The following is a 19,215-nucleotide window of genomic DNA, read 5'->3' as shown; positions in this document are numbered from 1 at the left end:
TTGAAAAATTAATGGAATCTTAGATTTATGGTGCTTTTCGACCAGACACTATGTAGAGCGCGATGTGCGCATGATCAAGAACATTAGCAACTTGGATGCATTTCAAAAGTTTATACAATTATTGGCCGGCAGAACCGGGCAATTGTTCAATCAGAGCAGTTTGGGCAATGAACTGGGCGTGGACAATAAAACCATAAATGCATGGATGAACCTTTTAGAGGCTTCTTTTATCGCATTTAGACTAAAACCCTACCACAATAATTTTAACAAAAGAATAGTGAAAACACCCAAAATATATTTTTATGACTCTGGACTATTGGCCTATTTGTTGGGAATCAGAACGGTGAAAGACCTGCAAATGCATTTTGCCAAAGGACAGTTGTTTGAAAACTTCATTATTTTAGAAAAGATCAAACAAACGTGGAATAATAAAAGTCATGAAAAGTATTATTTCTGGAGAGATTCTACGGGAAATGAAGTTGACCTACTCATCGAAAGAGCCCAGGATTTATTGCTTGTGGAGATAAAATCGGGCAAGACCATCCATCCGGATTTTTTCAAAACCCTAAATTATTTCAAGAAAATCAAGCCTGATGCGCTCAAATTCCTGGTTTTTGGCGGTGATGAAGTTCAAAAAAGAAGCGATTGCAAGGTCTTAGGCTTCAATGATTTGGAGATGGTTTAATGGCATATTCTATTCAATTTAATGGAATCTAGCTCTTAGAAAAAAGAAGAATTAAAGCACCCTGAGCTGACATCTTACCAAAAAGATGTCATCTCTTGCATTATAAGCAAACTCTGACAGGTTTAAATCCCTGCCAGAGTTTAAAAAGTGTTTGCTTAGCCTATCGAAATGCAGCACAAGAAAGCGTTCCGGTCAATAACCGAAAACAACTGGATTTTTTATCAATTTATTTATACATTTACAGCATATCAATGTTAGATTTGTATAAAAATGATCACTAGAGAAATTAAGGAAACCTTAATGGAATACGCTCGTTCTTTTCGGGCGGTATTGGTAGTGGGACCTCGGCAATCCGGTAAAACAACACTGGTCAAACAATGTTTTACTGAAAAACCATATGTCTCCCTGGAAAATCCAGATCAACGCGAACTGGCAACAGAAGATCCAAAGGCTTTTTTAAACAGGTTTCCGCAAGGTGCCATTTTGGATGAGGTTCAACGCGCACCTTTGTTATTCAATTATTTACAGGAAATTCTTGACAACTCAAATGATGATGGTTTATTTATATTGACTGGAAGCAATAATATCCTACTTCAGGAAAACGTCACCCAATCATTAGCTGGCAGAATCGGCATATTGGACTTATTACCTTTGAGTTATAGGGAAATAAGCCAATTTCCTTCGAGCCTTACACTCTCAGACATAATCCCCAGAGGCTTTTATCCCGAAATTTACGATAAGCATAGAAAACCACAACTTTGGTATCCATCCTATATTAGGACATATGTAGAAAGGGATGTGCAACAGATTAAACAAATTGAAAATGGCTTGTTGTTCCAAAAGTTTTTAAAGCTTTGTGCAGGTAGAATTGGTCAACAGGTAAATATCGCTTCACTGAGCAATGATTGTGGAATTGATATAAGAACAGTCCAGTCTTGGCTCTCTGTGCTGCAAAGCACTTATATTATTTACCTGTTACAGCCCTTTCATCAAAACTTTAACAAACGGATCGTGAAATCACCAAAGCTATATTTTTACGACACTGGCCTGTCTTGCAGCTTGCTCAATATAAAAACAAGTGATGAATTTTTGCTCACGCACTTCAAAGGGGCTTTGGTAGAAAATTTCTTTGTTACAGAATGCATTAAAAACAATCAGAATAATCAACAGGGCGAACAATTTTATTATTGGAGGGACAACAATGGAGTGGAAGTAGATCTTATTGTTGAAAAACAAAACAAGATTCTTCCAATTGAAATCAAAGCTGCCCAAACATATACCAAAGATTTTAGTAAAAACCTGAAAAAATTCAAATCCTACTCTGGAATAAATGAAGGATGTATAGTGTATGATGGAACAACTGAGTTTAAAGGCTCAAATGGCATAGAAGTGCTGCATTGGTCCAATTATTTGAAAAGAGATAATTAGGCTTTGAATAATCAGATCTAAGAAAGTGGTCAGATGACTTCGAATTGACCACTGGTTGCCTGCTCATGCCCCATTGGAAAATGCAGAACGAAAGCATCCAGCAGAGAGATGACATCTTTCCAAAAGATGTCATCTCTTGCATTATAAGCAAACGCTGACAGGGCTTAAGTGGTCAGACTCATAGTCTGACCACTACCGTAGCCGTCCATACTATCGGGCAGATCCAAACCAAGCAATCACACAAGAACTTCAATGGGATAAAAACTGTCAGTTAGGACAGGGCAGCAAGCCGATCTATTCCTTTAAATAATAGGCTTTGGTAAGGAAATCAAATGCCTGGGTTCTGGCAGCTTTGGCTGCTTCTTTATCATAATCGGGATTGCTCGGGTTGGCAAAAGCATGAGCGGCATCGTACCATTCCACTGTAAGTTTTTTGTCTAATTCTTCCATATTTTGCTCAAAAGTGCTTACCACTTCTTCATTAATCCAATCATCCTGACTGGCAAATATTCCTAAAACATCAGCTTCTAGTTTTGACAGTCTTGCTGTGTCTTCTTCCGGCATTCCGTAATATACTACACAAGCAGCGGCTTTATCACCTGCTTCAATAGCTGCTTGCAAAGACCAGCCACCACCAAAGCACCAACCTATTGTTCCAATAGTTGCATTTTTACCCACATAATCTATTGCAGCCCGGATAATTTCAAGTGAGCGTTCGCTGTCATTGGATTGCATCAGCTCAGCAGCTTTTTCACGATCCTTAGTCCATTTGCCATCGTAGAGATCAATAGCAATAACATTGACATCCCTAAGATTTTTAAACCAGCGATCGGATTCAGATTTGATGTGATCGTTCAGTCCCCACCATTCGTGAAATACAAAGAGGTAGCGATTGGTTTTATAAGCAGATTTGATCTCATAAATGCGCGCATCTTCACCATCAGGCACGTTTATTAATTTTAATTCACCGATGTATTCCGTATCCTCGGGCAGCGATTCGGGTTCGGTATGGGCTTCTGAAAATGCTGCATCTTCACTCATAGCGACAAATTTGGCAGAGGCATCAGTTTTGTCACATTTTTTCTTGGCGCCATGCGCACAGCATGGTTTTTGTGCCTGGGCGGAAAAACTTATTAAAAGGAAAAAAACCAATAATGGGAAAGCATTTTGTATTTTCATGATAAATTAAGTTTAATGAGAAAGTTTAAGTATTCTGCAATAATAGTATTTTTCAGTTTCATTTTTTCAGCTTTTACTGCCTGTCAGAACAATGAGGGCATCAGCAGTATTTCGGCACAGGAATTTAAGGAAGATTGGAAAGATAAACAATATACTTTACTTGATGTTCGCAGCCAGGGGGAATTCAAGGAGGGCTATATAAAAGACGCTATTCTGATTCCAGTGAACAGTAATGATTTCAAAAAGAAAGCCCTGGAATTGCCAAAAGACAAACCCATAGTAATATATTGCCATGCCGGACCCAGGGCGAATCAAGCAGCTTCTGTTTTGCAACAGGAAGGTTTTAAAAACATTTATCTGCTCGATGGCAGTTTCTCAGCCTGGCAGGATGCGGGATTGCCTGTCGAAAAATAACAGACTGATTTGAGCTATTCAGCAGAGAGCGAATTTCAAAAAGGATTCAAGACCCAGTGGATTGTGCTGGCAGTGGGCCTGGTTTTGCTGGTGGCGAAATTTTCCGCGTTTATAATTACCAGTTCCAATGCAATACTCTCGGATGCACTGGAATCCATTGTGAATGTAGCGGCAGGGAGCATTGCGCTTTACAGCCTTTATCTTTCTGCCAAACCAAAAGATTACAATCATCCCTACGGACATGGCAAGATTGAATTTATCACTGCAGGCCTTGAGGGTACAATGGTCGTATTTGCCGGCCTGGTGATTATTTACAAAGCAATGCGGGATCTGATTGTACAGCCCAATCAGGTAGAAAACCTGGATATAGGACTGGCAATTACTCTTTTTGCAGGAACAGTAAATTATATACTTGGATTTGTGCTGGTTAGAAAAGGGAAATCCATTCGCTCTGCAGTGCTGATAGCCGATGGCAAACACCTGAAATCAGATGCATACACTTCATTGGGGTTGCTGATTGGACTTGCAGTGGTTTACTTCAGCGGGGTACTGTGGCTGGATAATATTATAGCCTTGATTTTTGCAGTCATCATTATTGTAATGGGGGTGCGAATCGTCAGGGAGTCGCTGAGGGACATCATGGATGAAATTGATTTTAATGAGGCCAAAACGGTAATTGAATCACTGAATAAGATCAGGAGGCCTGCATGGATAGATGTGCATAATCTAAGAATCATAAAATTCGGGCCATCCCTGCACATTGATTGCCACCTTACCATTCCATACTACTACGATATGAACCAGGGTCATGCCGAAATTGAATTCCTGGATGAAAAGATGAACAAGGAGCTGGATCCAAATATTGAGTTTTTTGTCCATATTGATCCCTGTACTTTCGATAGTTGCAATATCTGTAGCATGCCCAATTGCCCGGTGCGCAAACACAAACAGGAACGCAAAATTAAATGGGAGCTGGAAAATGTGCTAATGAATCAGAAGCATGGAGGTGAATAGCAGGTGCTGAACGCCTCTATATAATTCAAGCCCAGACTTTTAGCCCTTCTGTACAATTTTTACAAATGTCAATTTCTTTCCTTGATTTCAATATCGATTTGCGAAAATTATCATATCCGCTGCTTTTCCATATCTCGGCAAATTTCATGTTTCCTGTATTTCCCATATTGTATTTAGCGTCTTTGTCAAAACAGCAAGGCACAATATTTCCATCCCAGGTAATTACACAAGAATGCCAGAGCTTCCAGCAGTGATTGTTCAGCGGATTTTTAATGGAATAGCTTCCATTATCTTCTTTTTTATAGCGGGAATATTCTTCCCTTTCCGGGATCAGTGGGTTGCCTTTTTCAAAATTGTTAATCTGAGCTGTTTTCAATTTTACTTCGTCAACTCCAATTCGATCGGCAAGTTGATAAAGCTCGGGTATTTGATGCTCATTGGATCCTACTACCAAAAATTGAAAAATGATATGTGGGGTAGCAGATTCTAAATGTTTTTTCCACTTAACCAGTTCTTTTGTTCCAGTCAGTACTTTGTCCAGCTTCCCCCCAATACGGTAAGATTCATAGGTTTCCTGCTCGGTTCCATCTATAGAAATTATAATTCTGTCCAATCCACTTTCTACGGTTTTTCTGGCCATTTCTTCATCTAAATAATGGGCATTGGTTGAAGTAACCGTATAGATATTATTGTCAGCTGCCAGGTGCACCATTTTTAAAAAATCGGTATTGAGATAAGGCTCTCCCTGAAAATAAAAATAGAGATAGATCAGCCTTTCTTTAATTTGGGGAATAAAAGACCGAAAAGACTCAAAGTCTAAACTACCTGTTGGCCGTGTAAAAGAACGCAAACCACTTGGACATTCAGGGCAGCGTAAATTGCAATGTGTAGTTGGTTCAACTGAGATATTGAACGGCAAGCCCCAAACAACAGGTCGTTTAATAATACTTGAAAGCTGAAAAGATATCCAGATCAGAAAAGCATTCAATAATTTTTGGAAGCTCAGTTTGGAAACAAAATTTAAAACATCTGCCTTTTTGAAGCTTTGCATAAATTCAAAGATAAGCAAGGGAATGCTTCAATATCTTTATTACATTGTAAATATTGTTGTAGCCCTTTACAAAGGTTTTTTCAGATGAAAGACAATTTCTCCAAGCAATCCAATGCCTACCAGCAGTTTCGCCCCTCCTATCCACCTGAAATTTTTGATTTTATTTATGGTCACCTAAAAACAAGGGAGTGCGCCTGGGATTGTGGCACAGGCAATGGGCAGGTTGCAGTGGAATTGGCAAAAAATTTTCAAAAGGTAATTGCTACGGATATCAGCCAAAAGCAAATTGACAATGCACCAAAAGTTTCGAATATTGACTATCGATTGGTTGCTGCTGAAAAGGCGGAGTTTCCCCCTAACTACTTCGATCTGATAACCGTAGCCCAAGCTGTTCATTGGTTTGAGTTTGATGTGTTTTTTTCATTTGCCAAAAAAGTATTGAAACCCAATGCCCTGATTGCCTTGATTACTTATAATTTGCTAAAAATTGACCCGAAAACAGATGCGGTAATTCAATACCTGTACAAGGATATTTTAGGAAAATACTGGGATCCGGAGCGCAAACATGTGCATGCCGCTTATGCCTCCATTCCATTTCCTTTTGAGGAGATTCCCAGCCCGGAATTTAGCAATAGCTACCACTGGAATTTTGAACAATTGATTGGTTATCTGAATACTTGGTCCTCTGTTCAGCACTATATTCGCCAGAATGGAAAAAATCCCGTGGACGAAATAAAAGGGGAATTGGAAAAAGCTTGGGAAGGGGCTGATGAAAAAAAAGTGCATTTTCCCATGACTTTGAGATTTGGGAGAAAAAATTTTGAGTAATCAAGATTTATAGACATCCTTTCTGTGAGCAACTTTCCTGATTTTCAACGTAAAATCTTCCCTTCTTATACAAGTTGCTTTTTCAGATCTTCCCAACTGATTTCAGGGTCATTTTTCCTGCTTTCTACAATAATCAAATCTAATAGTTCGCCAATTTCCTCTTGGTTTTTTTCGAGTTTTTCCAAATCAATTTGAACAAATCTCTTTTTGCGCGTTTCATCAGTAATAAAGCTAACACCCTTCATCTTCTTGAAATTTTTGTTGATTAAATTTAAACAAATTCGGGAAGATTATTAGTTCATACATTTGTCTTCAAATCATTAAATATGTCCGACCAAAAACACACAAACGCACTCATTCACGAAAGCAGTCCTTATTTATTGCAGCACGCCCATAATCCGGTGAACTGGTATCCCTGGGGAGATACTGCGTTGAAAAAGGCCAAGGAGGAAAACAAACCCTTGTTGGTCAGTATTGGCTATGCCGCTTGCCATTGGTGCCATGTTATGGAACACGAATCCTTTGAGGATGAAAGTGTAGCGGCCATTATGAATGAAAATTTTGTGTGCATAAAAGTAGATCGCGAAGAGCGTCCCGATGTGGATCAGGTGTATATGCAGGCTGTGCAATTGCTAAGCGGAAGGGGCGGTTGGCCACTCAATAGTTTTGCGCTGCCCGATGGACGACCGTTTTATGGCGGGACTTATTTTCCCAAAGAAAACTGGAAAAATCTTTTAAAGGAAATTGCAAGGCTCTATCAATCGGAAAATGAAAAAGTAACGGATCAGGCCGATAAATTGACCAATGGCATTCGAAAAATGGAATTGGTCATAAAAAATGAATCGGCACAGGAATTTGACCCCAAACTGCAAAAAGGATTGTGGGCAAAATGGCAGGAATATTTAGATGATAAATGGGGCGGAAGAGCTGGGGCGCCTAAATTTCCCATGCCGGTGGGCTTGAATTATCTATTGCGCTATAGTGCCTATGATGATTCCGCTGATTTGAAAGAAGCCATAGAACTGCAATTGGACAGAATGGCTTTGGGCGGCATTTACGATCAGGTGGGCGGAGGATTTTCGCGCTATTCGGTAGATGAGCGTTGGCATGTGCCGCACTTTGAAAAAATGTTGTACGACAATGGGCAGTTGCTCAGCGTCTATTCGCAAGCATATCGACTGTTCAATAAAGACCTGTACAAAGCGACCGTGAATCAAACTGTGAGATTTCTACAAAGAGAATTGATGGACGAAAGCGGAGGCTTTTACGCTTCGCTGGATGCCGATTCCGAGGGTGAAGAGGGCAAGTTTTATGTGTGGACCAAAAACGAAATTGAATCACTTTTTACCAAGGATGCTGATTTAGTACTGGATTATTACAATATTGATGGTGAAGCCTTTTGGGAGAAAGGAAACAATGTGCTTTTTGTAACTGAAACCGATGCTGATTTTGCCGAAAAACACAATTTGTCTTTGAATGATTGGAAAGAGAAAAAAGCAGAAATTCAGGAAAAACTTTTGCAAGAAAGAAGCAAAAGAGTCCGCCCGGCCTTGGACGATAAAATCCTGACTTCCTGGAATGCCCTGACCTTAAAGGGACTGGCAGAGGCGTATCAAAGTTTTGGCGAGGAGAAATATTTAGACTTGGCTTTGAAAAATACGCATTTCATTCTGGATAAAATGACAAATACAGATGGAGGTTTGTGGCGCAATTTTAAAAATGGAAAAGCGAGCATTACCGCTTTTTTGGATGATTATGCTTTTACGATTGAAGCTTTCACCCAACTTTACCAATGCACCTTTGATGAAAAATGGCTGCTAGAAGCCCAAAAATTATTGGATTATACACTGGCGAATTTTTATGATTCCAGTTCGGGCATGTTTTTCTATACCGATGCCAATACTTCGCAACTCGTAGCCCGGAAAATGGAGCTTTCAGATAATGTGATTCCCGCATCCAATTCACAGATGGGCATCAACTTGTTTTTGCTGGGCACTTATTTTGACAAAAAAGAATACCGAGAAAAGTCAAAACAGATGCTGCAAAATATGTTGGGAGAACTGGAAAATGGTGGTGCGTACTATTCCAATTGGGCGCTGTTGTTCCATTATTTTCAAAATCCGCCCTTTGAAATTGCCATTCTCGGCCCCGATTGGAAAACCAAAAAACAGGAATTGGAGCAGCACTTTTTGCCAAATGTCCTTTTAATGGGAGGTGAAAAGGAAGGAAAATTGCCCCTTCTAGAAGGCAAACTGCAAAAGTCAGAAACCTATATTTATGTCTGTGTAAATAAAACTTGTCAGTTGCCAGTGAAGACTGTTGATGAGGCTTTGGGGCAGATAGAGTGACACTATCAAAAATTCTTGTGAACCTTACCCGTTTTGATTTTTTCGAGATATTCCGCCAGTTCTTTTTTCACTTCTGGCATCAGGATGTACATTCCAATAATATTCGGGAAACACATGGCAAAAATCATGGCATCGGAAAAGTCAATTACCTTGCCCAGGCTCATAGCTGCTCCTATTACCACAAATATGCAAAACAGTCCTTTATAGGAAAGCTCTGCAAATTTTGATTTGCCAAACAAAAATTCCCAGGATTGCAGACCGTAATAAGACCAGGAAATCATAGTTGAAAAAGCAAAGAGGATTACAGCTAAAGAAAGCACATAAGGGAACCAGGTAATCACTGTTCCGAATGATTCTGAAGTAAGTGTTACCCCATCCACACCCTCACGATAGTGATAATTATCTGTAATGATAATCACAATAGCGGTCATTGTACAAACTACAACCGTATCAATAAAGGGTTCTAATAATGCTACCAAACCCTCGCTTACAGGGTTTTCTGTTTTCACAGCCGAATGGGCGATAGAAGCAGAGCCAATTCCTGCCTCGTTGGAAAATGCCGCCCGTTGAAACCCTACAATCAAAACGCCTATAATACCACCATATACTGCTTTGGAGTCAAAAGCACCGTCTATTATTTTAGAAAACGCCACAGGTACCTGGTCAAAGTTGACCATGATTATTCCTAAAGCAGCCAGCACATATATGCCCACCATAAAAGGAACGATCTTTTCCGTAACGCGGGCAATACTTTTAATCCCTCCTATAATCACTATACCCACAAAAAAGGCCATAAAGACACCAAAAAGCCAACCTGGAACAGCTCCGGGAACTATTCCTGCAAACTGTTGATAGGCCTGGTTGACCTGGAACATATTTCCTCCTCCAAAGGAAGCGCCAATACACATGATGGCAAAAAATATGGCCAATACTTTTCCCAGAAAACCCATTCCCCTTTTCTTGAGCCCGGTTTTCAGATAATACATTGGACCGCCATGTACAGTCCCGTCTTCATCAATTTCACGGTAGCGAACACCGAGGGTACATTCTACAAACTTTGAAGACATCCCTAGCAATCCTGCCAAGATCATCCACAGTGTAGCTCCGGGGCCTCCCAGCGAAATTGCAATGGCCACTCCGGCAATATTCCCCAGTCCCACTGTCGCTGAAAGTGCTGCTGTCAATGCCTGAAAGTGGCTTACTTCACCTTCTTCATTAGGATCGGTATAGCGACCGCGCACTACATCTATGGCCAGTTTGAACTTCCTGATGTTGACAAAACCAAAATAAAGTGTAAAAATAACGGCTCCCAAAACCAGCCAGACTACCACAAAGGGAATTGATAGACCTTGGGTAACGGGAGTGCTTTCTGAGATTTGATCTCCTTTTTTCAAAGCGGTTCTTCGCGCAGTGGGGATTTCCAAATATTCCAACTCACCATCTGTTGTCTTGATGGTATATTTGGTAAATCCAGATCTTAATTCGCTGCGCAGGGTAACAACACCTTCCGTATCTGCTGTTGCGGGAGCTTTCAGGGGAATGGGATAAAAAATATAGTGAAAAATAAAATCGGTAACCGGACCTACGGCTTCGTTTATTTTTTCATCTAATGATTGTCCAGTGTCAGCTTCAGTGTTTTGAGCATTGACCTGAATAAATACAAAAACTGATAATATAAGGATTAAAAATTTCTTCATTTTGAGGGTTTCTGCTTTTTTAAGCCCTCAAATATAATAGATTAAAGATTGAAATAACACTCTAAACATAATAACCTGAATTCGGAAATTATTTATTGCTCAGAATGCCAGAAAATAGTGAGATTCGACTGGAAATATTGATGGAATAGCGGGCTATTTTGAGATATTTCAGGGAAGAAGATTGCTGTTTTCTGGCATTTGAAATCCATAAAACACAATTTGCTGCGTTGCATTTGTTTGGTTTATCCCGATAGACCTTCACAAATGCGCCTTGCCTATTGCGTTTTAGTGAATTTCTGAGCTCTTAAATAATTATCGAACTAAGGTTAATAGATATTAACCCGGCCCGGTCGTTTTTTAGTTTAGGGCAGATTAAGCCCCCCTGCAAATGGGTTTTATTCTGGCCTTAATGATTTGAAGCATTCCCAAAGTACAATTCCGCTACTCACAGCAATATTTAGGGAATGTTTGCTGCCAATCTGCGGAATTTCAATACAGCCCGCACAGCGATCAATGATAGATTGCGCTACGCCTTCCACTTCATTTCCAAAAACAAGAGCCCGTTTTTTTTGCCTTGAAAAATCAAAGTTTTCTAGCGAAATACTGTTTTCTGTTTGTTCTATTGCCCAAGTTTCAAACTCGTTTTTTTCCAATTGATCCAAAGCGTCAGAAGTTTTTTCAAAATATTGCCAATCAACTGTTTCCGTTGCGCCCAATGCTGTTTTTTGTATATCGCGGTGTGGTGGGCGGGGCGTGATGCCACATAAATAAATGGCTTCAATGCGAAAAGCATCAGAACTTCTGAATACTGAACCTACATTGTTGAAACTGCGAATATTGTCCAGGACTACAATTACAGGAGTTTTATCAGCCTTTTTAAATTCCGATTCGCTGATTCTACCAAGATTTTCGTTGGGTATTTTTTTGTGTTGCATGAAAATTAATAATTGCGCCCAATGGGTATGTGGATACTGTAGTCAATTTGGGTTCAATTTAGTGAGCTACAATTAATTTATGGAATTCCCATTTTCAGAATTAACCTGCATTGAGTCCAGCTTCTTTGAGTATGTTTATGACTTCTGTTTTTTCCAAACCAAGACTTGCCGCTATAATATCTACAGAAACACCATTTTTATATAAGCTTACTGCATTTTCTTTGCGGTTTGCTTCTTTGCCTTTCTCCATTCCTTTCTCGATGCCTTCTTCCAATCCTTTCTCTCTACCTTCTTCCAATCCCTTCTCTCTTCCTTCTTCCAATCCTTTCAGTACGAGATCATCGTAAAGGCTGGTGGCTTTTCCTCTTGCGGGTTCTGGTAATTTGTTGAGTGTGTCCATAACTTTTTCTTTATTGTTTTTGACCAAACTTAAGAAATAAACAAGGAACTGATTCAATATGTTCCCTTCTTCATCTTTTATGGCGGCAACAATGGCTCCTGCATTATTCACAAGGTAATCCTCGTCACGGGCGTATTTCAAAAGCAGCATACTGCCCGACCACAGCTTTGCACCGAGTGCCAAAATCTCCCTGTCCGATCTATTCTGTAGATTGTCAAAGATATAATCAAACTCGGGAACAAATGCCAAAAGCTCAGAACCAAAAGATTCGTAGAGTGAGCGATGGGTGTGGTAATCCCATTTTTCGGCCCCGTGATAAAAGAGAACGGGTATGATCGGGGCGGGCTTGTGCTTTTCCCTGATTTGCTGCAAAAGTGCCGAGAAAATATAATGGCCAATCTGTATGGTCACATAGCGGTCTTTTCTGGATTTGTGCTCGACTAATACAGAGAGCCAACAGCTTTCCTTTCTATCCTTTAGCCTGACTTTGAACAAAATATCCGAAAAGGTATTATTGAGTTTTTTGTCTATAAAACTGCCCGACTCCACCCGAAGACTGCTCAGGTCAATTTGACCCAGTACTTTTTCAGGCAGGTTTTCTTCAAAATACTGCCTGGCCTTTTCCGGCTCGCTAAACAATGCCTTTACAAAACGATCGTGCTTTTGCGCCCCCCTATTCATATGGTGAATATAATGAAATAATGGTTTTGGAAAAGTAATTGCAATCCTCTTTTTTAGATATGTTTTTTGCCCAGGGCTTTTGACAATTCCTTTTTATAGTCAAAATCTTTCGGTGCTTTGAATGCACCCTTTAAGGATTTTGTAATAGGAGCTAATTCTTGTGAATTGTCTTTTTCTCCTTTTGTAACTGTCTTTAAATAATTTTCTATTAATCCCGATAGACTTCGCCCTTGTTGATTTGCGTATTTTTTAGCGCGTTCAATCACTTTTTGTTCTATGCTTAATGTAAACTTTGTTTTCAAAACCCGCCTTTTTATTAATATCCACAAATTACAAGTAAAGTGCCTATATTCAAAAACAATCTCTTTTTACAATAGCACATCAAGCCGTAAAATCATTAGTTTTGTCTTATGCCGAAAAGCGAAGATATTATCCAAAAAATCGTTGCCTTATCCAGTAACAAACATCCTGATGCCGAGGTATATCTCTATGGCTCTCAGGCTCGTGGTGATGCAAACCCTCTTTCAGATTGGGACTTGCTTATTTTGTTAAATAGAAAAAGTATTCCCTTTACTACCGAGACAATAATAATGGATGATTTCTATGAATTGGAATTGCAAACTGGGCAAATTATTTCACCAATGATTTATTCAAAAGAAGAATGGGAAAATAAATACCAACAAACACCTTTTTTCGAGAGTATTCAAAAGGAATCTATAAAGTTGAAATAAAATTATTTTATGAAAAAGACATTAACACTGATTATTCTTTTACAAGCGGCATATACTTTAATTCTTGCTCAGGAAACCAAAACTGTTAAGATTAAAGATTTGAATAAAAGTATATCCCATAAGGTTGAGGTACTTAAATCCGATAAGTCAATTTGGCATGGCAAGTATCAGAAATTTTACTATAAAGACTTAGTTGCTGAAGGTTATTATAAAAACGGGAAAATGGATAGCATTTGGGTTTATTATGACATCAAAGGAACTATTATGCATAAGTACAATCACTCTACAAGGGAATTGATTGAGCTTAATAAGGAACACAAAAAACACAAACCGAGCAATATTTATTCTGAGACAAATCCAGATTCATTAATAAAGAATAATGTTATAGGAGCTTTTTTTCTCGGTGGAGAACACGCCCTTTTAACTTATTTAAGTTCAGTAAAATACCCTAAAGAAGCCAAAAATAAAGGGATAGAAGGATTAGTTTATATTAGGTTTAACATTTTACCACAAGGAGGGATTGAAAATGTAACGGTATATAAATCTGCAAACCCAATGTTAGATTATGCAGCAAAGACACATGTGCAAAATTCTAGCGACTTTTGGATTGGGGGCTCCGAGAATGGAGAACCAATGAAAACACAAATGATTGTGCCAGTGAATTTTAGACTGCATTAGAAATTTTAATAGAGCAATTGATCAGTTTGAAATCAAATCTTCTTCTACAATAGCACATCAAGCCGTAAAATCATTAGTTTTGCTTTATGCCAAAAGCAGCAGAAAAAAGCAAAAAAGAAACCCCATTGATGGGGCAGTACAACAAAATCAAAGCCAAACACCCGGACGCGATTTTGCTTTTTCGCATTGGTGATTTTTACGAAACCTTTGGGACGGATGCCATCAAAACCGCACAAGTTTTGGGCATCGTGTTGACCAAAAGAGCCAATGGTTCTGCCTCTGAAATGGAACTGGCCGGATTTCCCCACCACGCATTGGATACCTATTTGCCAAAAATGGTGAAAGCCGGATATCGCGTGGCGATTTGCGAGCAATTGGAAGACCCAAAAGCCACAAAGTCCATCGTGAAAAGGGGCGTAACGGAAATGATTACGCCAGGTATTGCTACCAGCGAAAAAATCATTGACCACAAAAGCAATAACTTTATTTGCGCCATTCAGTTTGATCCCAAACAATTGGGAGTTGCCTTTCTGGACCTTTCTACCGGAGAGTTTTTTACTGCAGAAGGACAGGCCGATTATATTGACAATTTGCTACAAAGCTTCAAGCCCAGCGAAGTGCTTTTTTCACGTAGAAAGCAAAAAGATTTTATCCAAAAATTCGGGGCAAAATTTTATACCTATACGCTCGATGAATGGATTTTTGAATACAGTTTTGGCGAAGAAGGACTGCTCAAGCATTTTGGCACACAATCGCTGAAAGGTTTTGGCATTGAAAATTTTACTTCGGGCATTACGGCTGCAGGAGCCATTTTGCATTACCTCAAGGAAAACCAACATCCCGATCTGGATCACATCAATTCCATCAGCAGAATTGAGCAACAGCAATATGTTTGGCTCGATCGGTTTACCATACACAACCTGGAACTGCTCGATAGTCCGGGGGGCGGAGCTGCTCTGATAGATGTGCTGGACAGAAGCATTTCGCCTATGGGCAGTCGTATGTTGAAAAAATGGTTGCTGATGCCGCTATTGGACAAAGCGGCCATTGAAAATCGACATGCAGTGGTAGAATATTTTGTAAAAGATGCCGACCTGAGAACGCTTTTGCAAAAACAGATCAAAATGATGGGCGATTTTGAAAGGTTGATTTCAAAAGTGCCTATGGGAAAAATCTCGCCCCGGGAAATGAATCAGCTAAAAGTGGCACTTCAAGCTTTAAAGCCCGTAATTGAAGCGTGCAAAAAAGCAGAACTTCCTGCCCTTCAAAAGTTATCTGATCAAATGAACCCCTGTGATTTGCTCAAGGAAAAAATTGACAAATGCTTGAACGAGGAAGCACCCGTGAATCTTCAAAAAGGCAATGTGATCAAAAACGGATTTTCCGAAGAACTGGATGAGTTGCGCAAACTATCGGGTTCGGGCAAGGAATATATTGCCGCCTTGCAAAAAAGGGAAAGCGAAAAAACGGGCATTCCATCACTCAAAGTGGGATTCAATAATGTCTTTGGCTATTACCTGGAAGTGCGCAACACCCACAAAGACAAGGTTCCCTCAGAATGGATGCGCAAACAAACCCTGGTGAGTGCCGAGCGATATATTACCGAGGAATTGAAAGAATACGAGGAAAAAGTACTGGGAGCAGAGGAGAAAATTTCCGTTTTGGAAGAATCCATTTTCAGATCCTTGATTGTAGATGTAAACGATTATATCCGTCCGGTGCAAATCAATGCTCAGTTGATTGCCCAAATTGACTGCCTGTTGTCTTTTGCAACAGTTGCGCTGGAAAATAAATACCGCAAGCCGGAATTGTCAGATGGGCACCAATTGAAAATCAGTGATGGGCGACATCCGGTGATTGAGCAGCAATTGGAAGCCGGAGAGGAATATGTGCCCAATGATGTTTTTCTCAGCAATGACGAACAGCAAATCATCATCATTACCGGGCCGAATATGTCGGGTAAATCGGCATTGCTTCGGCAAACCGCACTGATTGTTTTGCTGGCACAAATCGGCTCTTTTGTTCCGGCCAAGGCTGCTGAAATTGGCATTATAGATAAAATATTTACGCGCGTTGGTGCTTCGGATAATATTTCTTCTGGCGAATCTACTTTTATGGTGGAAATGAACGAAACTGCCAGTATCATGAATAATATTTCCGAGCGAAGCCTGATTTTGCTGGATGAAATCGGCAGGGGAACCAGCACCTACGATGGAATTTCCATTGCCTGGTCCATTGTGGAATATTTGCACAACAACTCAAAAGCAAAGCCCAAAACCCTTTTTGCTACGCATTATCACGAATTGAATGATTTGGCAGCGCAAATGGATCGCATCCGAAATTACCATGTGGCGACCAAGGAATTGGGGCAAAAGGTGATTTTTCTCAGAAAACTAAAAGAGGGCGGCAGCCACCACAGTTTTGGAATTCATGTGGCGCAAATGGCTGGGATGCCCAAGCAAGTGATAGACAGAGCCAATGAGATTTTGCTGCAATTGGAGGGAAGTCATGGTACCAATAATAATTCGAAAAAGGGTGAAGCCCAAAAGAAAAAAATCAAGGCACCGGAAGCAGGCATGCAATTGAGTTTTTTCCAACTGGACGATCCGCTTTTACTGCAAATAAAAGAGGAAATTGAAAACTTGGACATCAACACCTTAACTCCCGTAGAAGCCCTAATGAAACTGAATGAGATTAAGAAACATTTGGGTTTGAAGTGATAGGTTTTTCAGCCACAAACTCCAAAATCAATTCATTCACTTTATCGGGATATTCGTTTTGCACCCAGTGGCTGCAATTGCTCAGGTATTTTACTTTATAGGGTGCTGAGAAATATTTGTCCATATTGTAGGTCAGTTCCTTTCCCAGGGCTTTGTCATCTTCTCCCCAAATGATCAATGTTGGCACCGAAACCGGTTTTTTAGCAGATTTCGGCTGTTTCCAACTGCGCAATGCTGCACGGTACCAATTGATGGCAGCGGTCAGGGCACCTTTTTTTTCAAAGGCCTTTACGTATTCCTCTATCACAGCATCCGGGAAATTGGCCTTGTTAACAGCCCAGCCCCTGAATGTTTTTTTAAAATTTTTCCTCAGGTTAGACCGCATAAAAAGCTCCGGCAGCAGCGGAATTTGAAAAAAAAACATGTACCAACTGCGCCTTAACTGACTGAAATTGCCTGTCAGGTGTTTTTTCATAATAGAAGGGTGCGGTGAGTTGAGAATAACCAGCTTTTCCAATTTTTCGGGATGCTGCATCCCCAGCTCATAGCCAATGGCACCACCCCAGTCATGTGCTGCAACAATGGCTTTTTCGTAACCCAGATTTTCAATCAATTCTAAAATATCTTTGGTGACTTCAGAAATGCTGTAGGCCGAAATGCCTTTGGGTTTGTCGGTTTCATTGTATCCGCGCAAGTCGGGGGCCACCACATGAAAATGTTTAGCCAGCTCCGGTATTTGATGCCTCCAGCTGTACCAAAATTCCGGAAAGCCATGCAGCAAAAGTAAAAGCGAACCTTCGCCCTGCTCCACATAGTGCATGTTTATCCCGTTGACTTTGATGTATTTATGGGTGTTTTTTAGTTCTGACATAAACTGAATTTATCAATGTTCAATTAAACATAAAAATATAAGCATTCAGCGATACTGCAATCAGCACCCAAATGATATAAGGCAGCAAAAGAAAGGATTTAACACCGAATTCACCATATCCACTATAAAACAATGCAAAAACAACAAAAAACAGCAAAGTAATCTCCAGCAGGCCTGGTAAAATCAACTGCTGGTTGAAGAAAATATAATTCCAGGCCACATTCAAAATCCATTGAATCCAAAAAAGCAAAATAACAGGTTTGCCAATATTCCAAGCCTTATGTTTTTGGACTACAAATGCCATGAAAAGGCTTAGCATGAACATAACAAAAGACCATGCGACACCAAAAACCCAACCCGGTGGTGTCCAGGGAGCTTTGTTCAGTGATTGATACCATTTTCCACCAACAGCATCACCCATAAAAAGTGACCCTATCCCCAGCGCAGCAAAATTTACAACAAGGAACAGAGCAAAATGCAGGAAGAATTTCATGTTTTGGGTTTGTCTGGAAAAACAGGAAATTACAAATTAGGTTTTAATTATTCACTTTTTAAATACGTGACTGTTGCCTCCAATCCTTCATAAAAGCTTTTGCCGTATTTGCGGATTAGTGCATCTTTCAGGAATTTATACAAAGGAACTTTCAATTGTTCGCCCAGTTTGCAGGCCGGGTCGCAGATTTCCCAATCATCAAAACGCAGGATTTCATTTGCTGCTGCGCGGCTTTTTTCAATGCGAATGGGATAGAGGTGACAGGATACCGGTTTCTTGAAATCAATATGTCCGGCTTCATGGGCTTTTTCAATTCCACAAACAGCAATGCCCTTTTCATAATTGACAAAAGCACAGGCTCCGCCATTGATCAATGTTGTTTTGCGCTGATATTCATCATTGGGGTGTGCAGTGTAAACACCTTGCCTATCTATGGCGGCTTTCCCTTCTTCAGTGAGAAAGGGCTTTATTTTATCAATATGGTCTTTTAGAAATTCTATTTCCCCCTTTTCCAGCGGTGCTCCGCCCTCACCCTCTACACAGCAAGCTCCTTTGCAGGCTTTCAGGTCGCATACAAAGTGCTTTTGTGCAATTTCGGGATGTACCAGTTTATCTTCTATCAGCAGCATAGTGAAAAAAATTTAGGCTGTAAGCCTGTAAGCCGGATTCTGTACTCTCGGAAAACCGAAAGCCTCTATCATTTATCTGGGACCATGATCGCTCACAGCCTCTATCGATCAACCCCTCCCGCCATCCCGACCCGAAGGTGCGGGATTCGACCGGGCAGGCTTTTTCCCAAAAGGGAAGCGGGATATATTTGATCTTTCGACTTGCAAGGTTTACCCGCTTTACCGGTTGCCCGGCAAAGCAGCAGGCGCTTATCCCTGCTTTTTCACCCTTGCCCCGACCCTTGCGGGTACGGGGCGGTTATTTTCTGCGGCACTTTCTGTGTTCCGATAAATCGAAACCCCACCCGTTAGGTGGTGCAATGCCCTTTGTCGTCCGGACTTTCCTCCCCGTATTTTGCAACGAGGCGATAGAGCGGCTTACAGCCCGGTGTAA

Annotated in this window: 19 protein-coding genes and 1 other RNA gene; 9 read left to right on the top strand and 11 right to left on the bottom strand. The window is 40.4% G+C overall.

What is annotated here, in order from left to right; genetic code table 11:
• The first annotated feature begins 64 nt into the window (after nucleotides 1–64).
• Nucleotides 65–685, top strand: coding sequence for a DUF4143 domain-containing protein (locus WD048_10650; GenBank protein ID MEX0812664.1), 621 nt, complete (start codon nucleotides 65–67; stop codon nucleotides 683–685).
• Between the two features lie 270 nt (nucleotides 686–955).
• Nucleotides 956–2,113 (top strand): ATP-binding protein, encoded by a 1,158-nt coding sequence (locus WD048_10645; GenBank protein MEX0812663.1) that lies wholly within the window; start codon nucleotides 956–958, stop codon nucleotides 2,111–2,113.
• Between the two features lie 294 nt (nucleotides 2,114–2,407).
• Here the strand turns inward: WD048_10645 and WD048_10640 are convergent, their stop codons facing one another.
• Nucleotides 2,408–3,292 (bottom strand): dienelactone hydrolase family protein, encoded by an 885-nt coding sequence (locus WD048_10640; protein MEX0812662.1) that lies wholly within the window; start codon nucleotides 3,290–3,292, stop codon nucleotides 2,408–2,410.
• Nucleotides 3,293–3,307: 15 nt separating this feature from the next.
• Between WD048_10640 and WD048_10635 the strand changes: the two genes are divergently transcribed.
• A complete protein-coding gene (locus tag WD048_10635; GenBank protein MEX0812661.1) occupies nucleotides 3,308–3,706 on the top strand; it encodes a rhodanese-like domain-containing protein in 399 nt (132 codons plus the stop codon).
• Nucleotides 3,707–3,715: 9 nt separating this feature from the next.
• Nucleotides 3,716–4,720 carry a cation diffusion facilitator family transporter gene (locus WD048_10630; GenBank protein MEX0812660.1) on the top strand — a complete coding sequence of 335 codons (1,005 nt, stop codon included), beginning with the start codon at nucleotides 3,716–3,718 and terminating at the stop codon, nucleotides 4,718–4,720.
• Between the two features lie 25 nt (nucleotides 4,721–4,745).
• Here WD048_10630 and WD048_10625 read toward each other — a convergent pair whose 3' ends face one another.
• Nucleotides 4,746–5,771, bottom strand: a complete 1,026-nt coding sequence (locus WD048_10625) for a radical SAM/SPASM domain-containing protein (protein ID MEX0812659.1) — start codon at nucleotides 5,769–5,771, stop codon at nucleotides 4,746–4,748.
• An 84-nt stretch (nucleotides 5,772–5,855) separates the two neighbouring features.
• Here WD048_10625 and WD048_10620 point away from each other — a divergent pair, with 84 nt between their 5' ends.
• Nucleotides 5,856–6,599, top strand: a complete 744-nt coding sequence (locus tag WD048_10620; GenBank protein ID MEX0812658.1) for a class I SAM-dependent methyltransferase — start codon at nucleotides 5,856–5,858, stop codon at nucleotides 6,597–6,599.
• 65 nt (nucleotides 6,600–6,664) lie between these two features.
• Here the strand turns inward: WD048_10620 and WD048_10615 are convergent, their stop codons facing one another.
• Entirely contained in the window at nucleotides 6,665–6,844 is a 180-nt protein-coding gene (locus WD048_10615; protein ID MEX0812657.1) for a hypothetical protein, read from the bottom strand.
• Between the two features lie 81 nt (nucleotides 6,845–6,925).
• Here WD048_10615 and WD048_10610 point away from each other — a divergent pair, with 81 nt between their 5' ends.
• The gene (locus tag WD048_10610) at nucleotides 6,926–8,947 is read left to right on the top strand and encodes a thioredoxin domain-containing protein (GenBank protein MEX0812656.1); all 2,022 of its coding nucleotides are present in this window, start codon (nucleotides 6,926–6,928) and stop codon (nucleotides 8,945–8,947) included.
• A gap of 5 nt (nucleotides 8,948–8,952) precedes the next feature.
• On the opposite strand, the gene WD048_10605 is transcribed toward WD048_10610, so the two are convergent.
• The 4 genes from WD048_10605 to WD048_10590 form a co-directional block, all read right to left on the bottom strand.
• A complete protein-coding gene (locus tag WD048_10605) occupies nucleotides 8,953–10,644 on the bottom strand; it encodes an alanine/glycine:cation symporter family protein (protein ID MEX0812655.1) in 1,692 nt (563 codons plus the stop codon).
• A gap of 395 nt (nucleotides 10,645–11,039) precedes the next feature.
• Complete coding sequence (locus WD048_10600; GenBank protein MEX0812654.1) at nucleotides 11,040–11,579, bottom strand: RNA methyltransferase; 540 nt, start codon at nucleotides 11,577–11,579, stop codon at nucleotides 11,040–11,042.
• A gap of 100 nt (nucleotides 11,580–11,679) precedes the next feature.
• Nucleotides 11,680–12,660, bottom strand: coding sequence for an Rpn family recombination-promoting nuclease/putative transposase (locus tag WD048_10595; protein MEX0812653.1), 981 nt, complete (start codon nucleotides 12,658–12,660; stop codon nucleotides 11,680–11,682).
• A gap of 53 nt (nucleotides 12,661–12,713) precedes the next feature.
• Entirely contained in the window at nucleotides 12,714–12,962 is a 249-nt protein-coding gene (locus WD048_10590) for a DUF6364 family protein (protein ID MEX0812652.1), read from the bottom strand.
• A gap of 108 nt (nucleotides 12,963–13,070) precedes the next feature.
• On the opposite strand from WD048_10590, the gene WD048_10585 reads away from it, so the two are divergent.
• From WD048_10585 to mutS, 3 genes are all read left to right on the top strand, one after another.
• On the top strand, nucleotides 13,071–13,391 hold the full coding sequence (locus WD048_10585) for a nucleotidyltransferase domain-containing protein (GenBank protein ID MEX0812651.1): 321 nt from the start codon (nucleotides 13,071–13,073) through the stop codon (nucleotides 13,389–13,391).
• A gap of 9 nt (nucleotides 13,392–13,400) precedes the next feature.
• Complete coding sequence (locus WD048_10580; protein ID MEX0812650.1) at nucleotides 13,401–14,069, top strand: energy transducer TonB; 669 nt, start codon at nucleotides 13,401–13,403, stop codon at nucleotides 14,067–14,069.
• An 86-nt stretch (nucleotides 14,070–14,155) separates the two neighbouring features.
• Nucleotides 14,156–16,789 carry a DNA mismatch repair protein MutS gene (gene mutS, locus WD048_10575; GenBank protein MEX0812649.1) on the top strand — a complete coding sequence of 878 codons (2,634 nt, stop codon included), beginning with the start codon at nucleotides 14,156–14,158 and terminating at the stop codon, nucleotides 16,787–16,789.
• Here mutS and WD048_10570 read toward each other — a convergent pair.
• The 4 genes from WD048_10570 to rnpB form a co-directional block, all read right to left on the bottom strand.
• Nucleotides 16,764–17,660, bottom strand: a complete 897-nt coding sequence (locus WD048_10570) for an alpha/beta hydrolase (GenBank protein ID MEX0812648.1) — start codon at nucleotides 17,658–17,660, stop codon at nucleotides 16,764–16,766. The genes mutS and WD048_10570 overlap by 26 nt on opposite strands.
• A gap of 19 nt (nucleotides 17,661–17,679) precedes the next feature.
• Nucleotides 17,680–18,153: a TspO/MBR family protein gene (locus WD048_10565; GenBank protein ID MEX0812647.1), complete on the bottom strand. Its 474-nt coding sequence runs from the start codon at nucleotides 18,151–18,153 to the stop codon at nucleotides 17,680–17,682.
• 47 nt (nucleotides 18,154–18,200) lie between these two features.
• Nucleotides 18,201–18,782: a DUF3109 family protein gene (locus WD048_10560; protein MEX0812646.1), complete on the bottom strand. Its 582-nt coding sequence runs from the start codon at nucleotides 18,780–18,782 to the stop codon at nucleotides 18,201–18,203.
• A gap of 12 nt (nucleotides 18,783–18,794) precedes the next feature.
• Nucleotides 18,795–19,206, bottom strand: an RNA gene (rnpB, locus tag WD048_10555) — RNase P RNA component class A.
• Nucleotides 19,207–19,215 lie beyond the last annotated feature (9 nt).

The organism is Chitinophagales bacterium (assembly GCA_040877935.1).
Lineage (GTDB): Bacteria > Bacteroidota > Bacteroidia > Chitinophagales > CAIOSU01 > JBBDNB01.
Note: the sequence above shows the minus strand (reverse complement) of the source record. Positions and strands in the feature narration are given on the sequence as shown.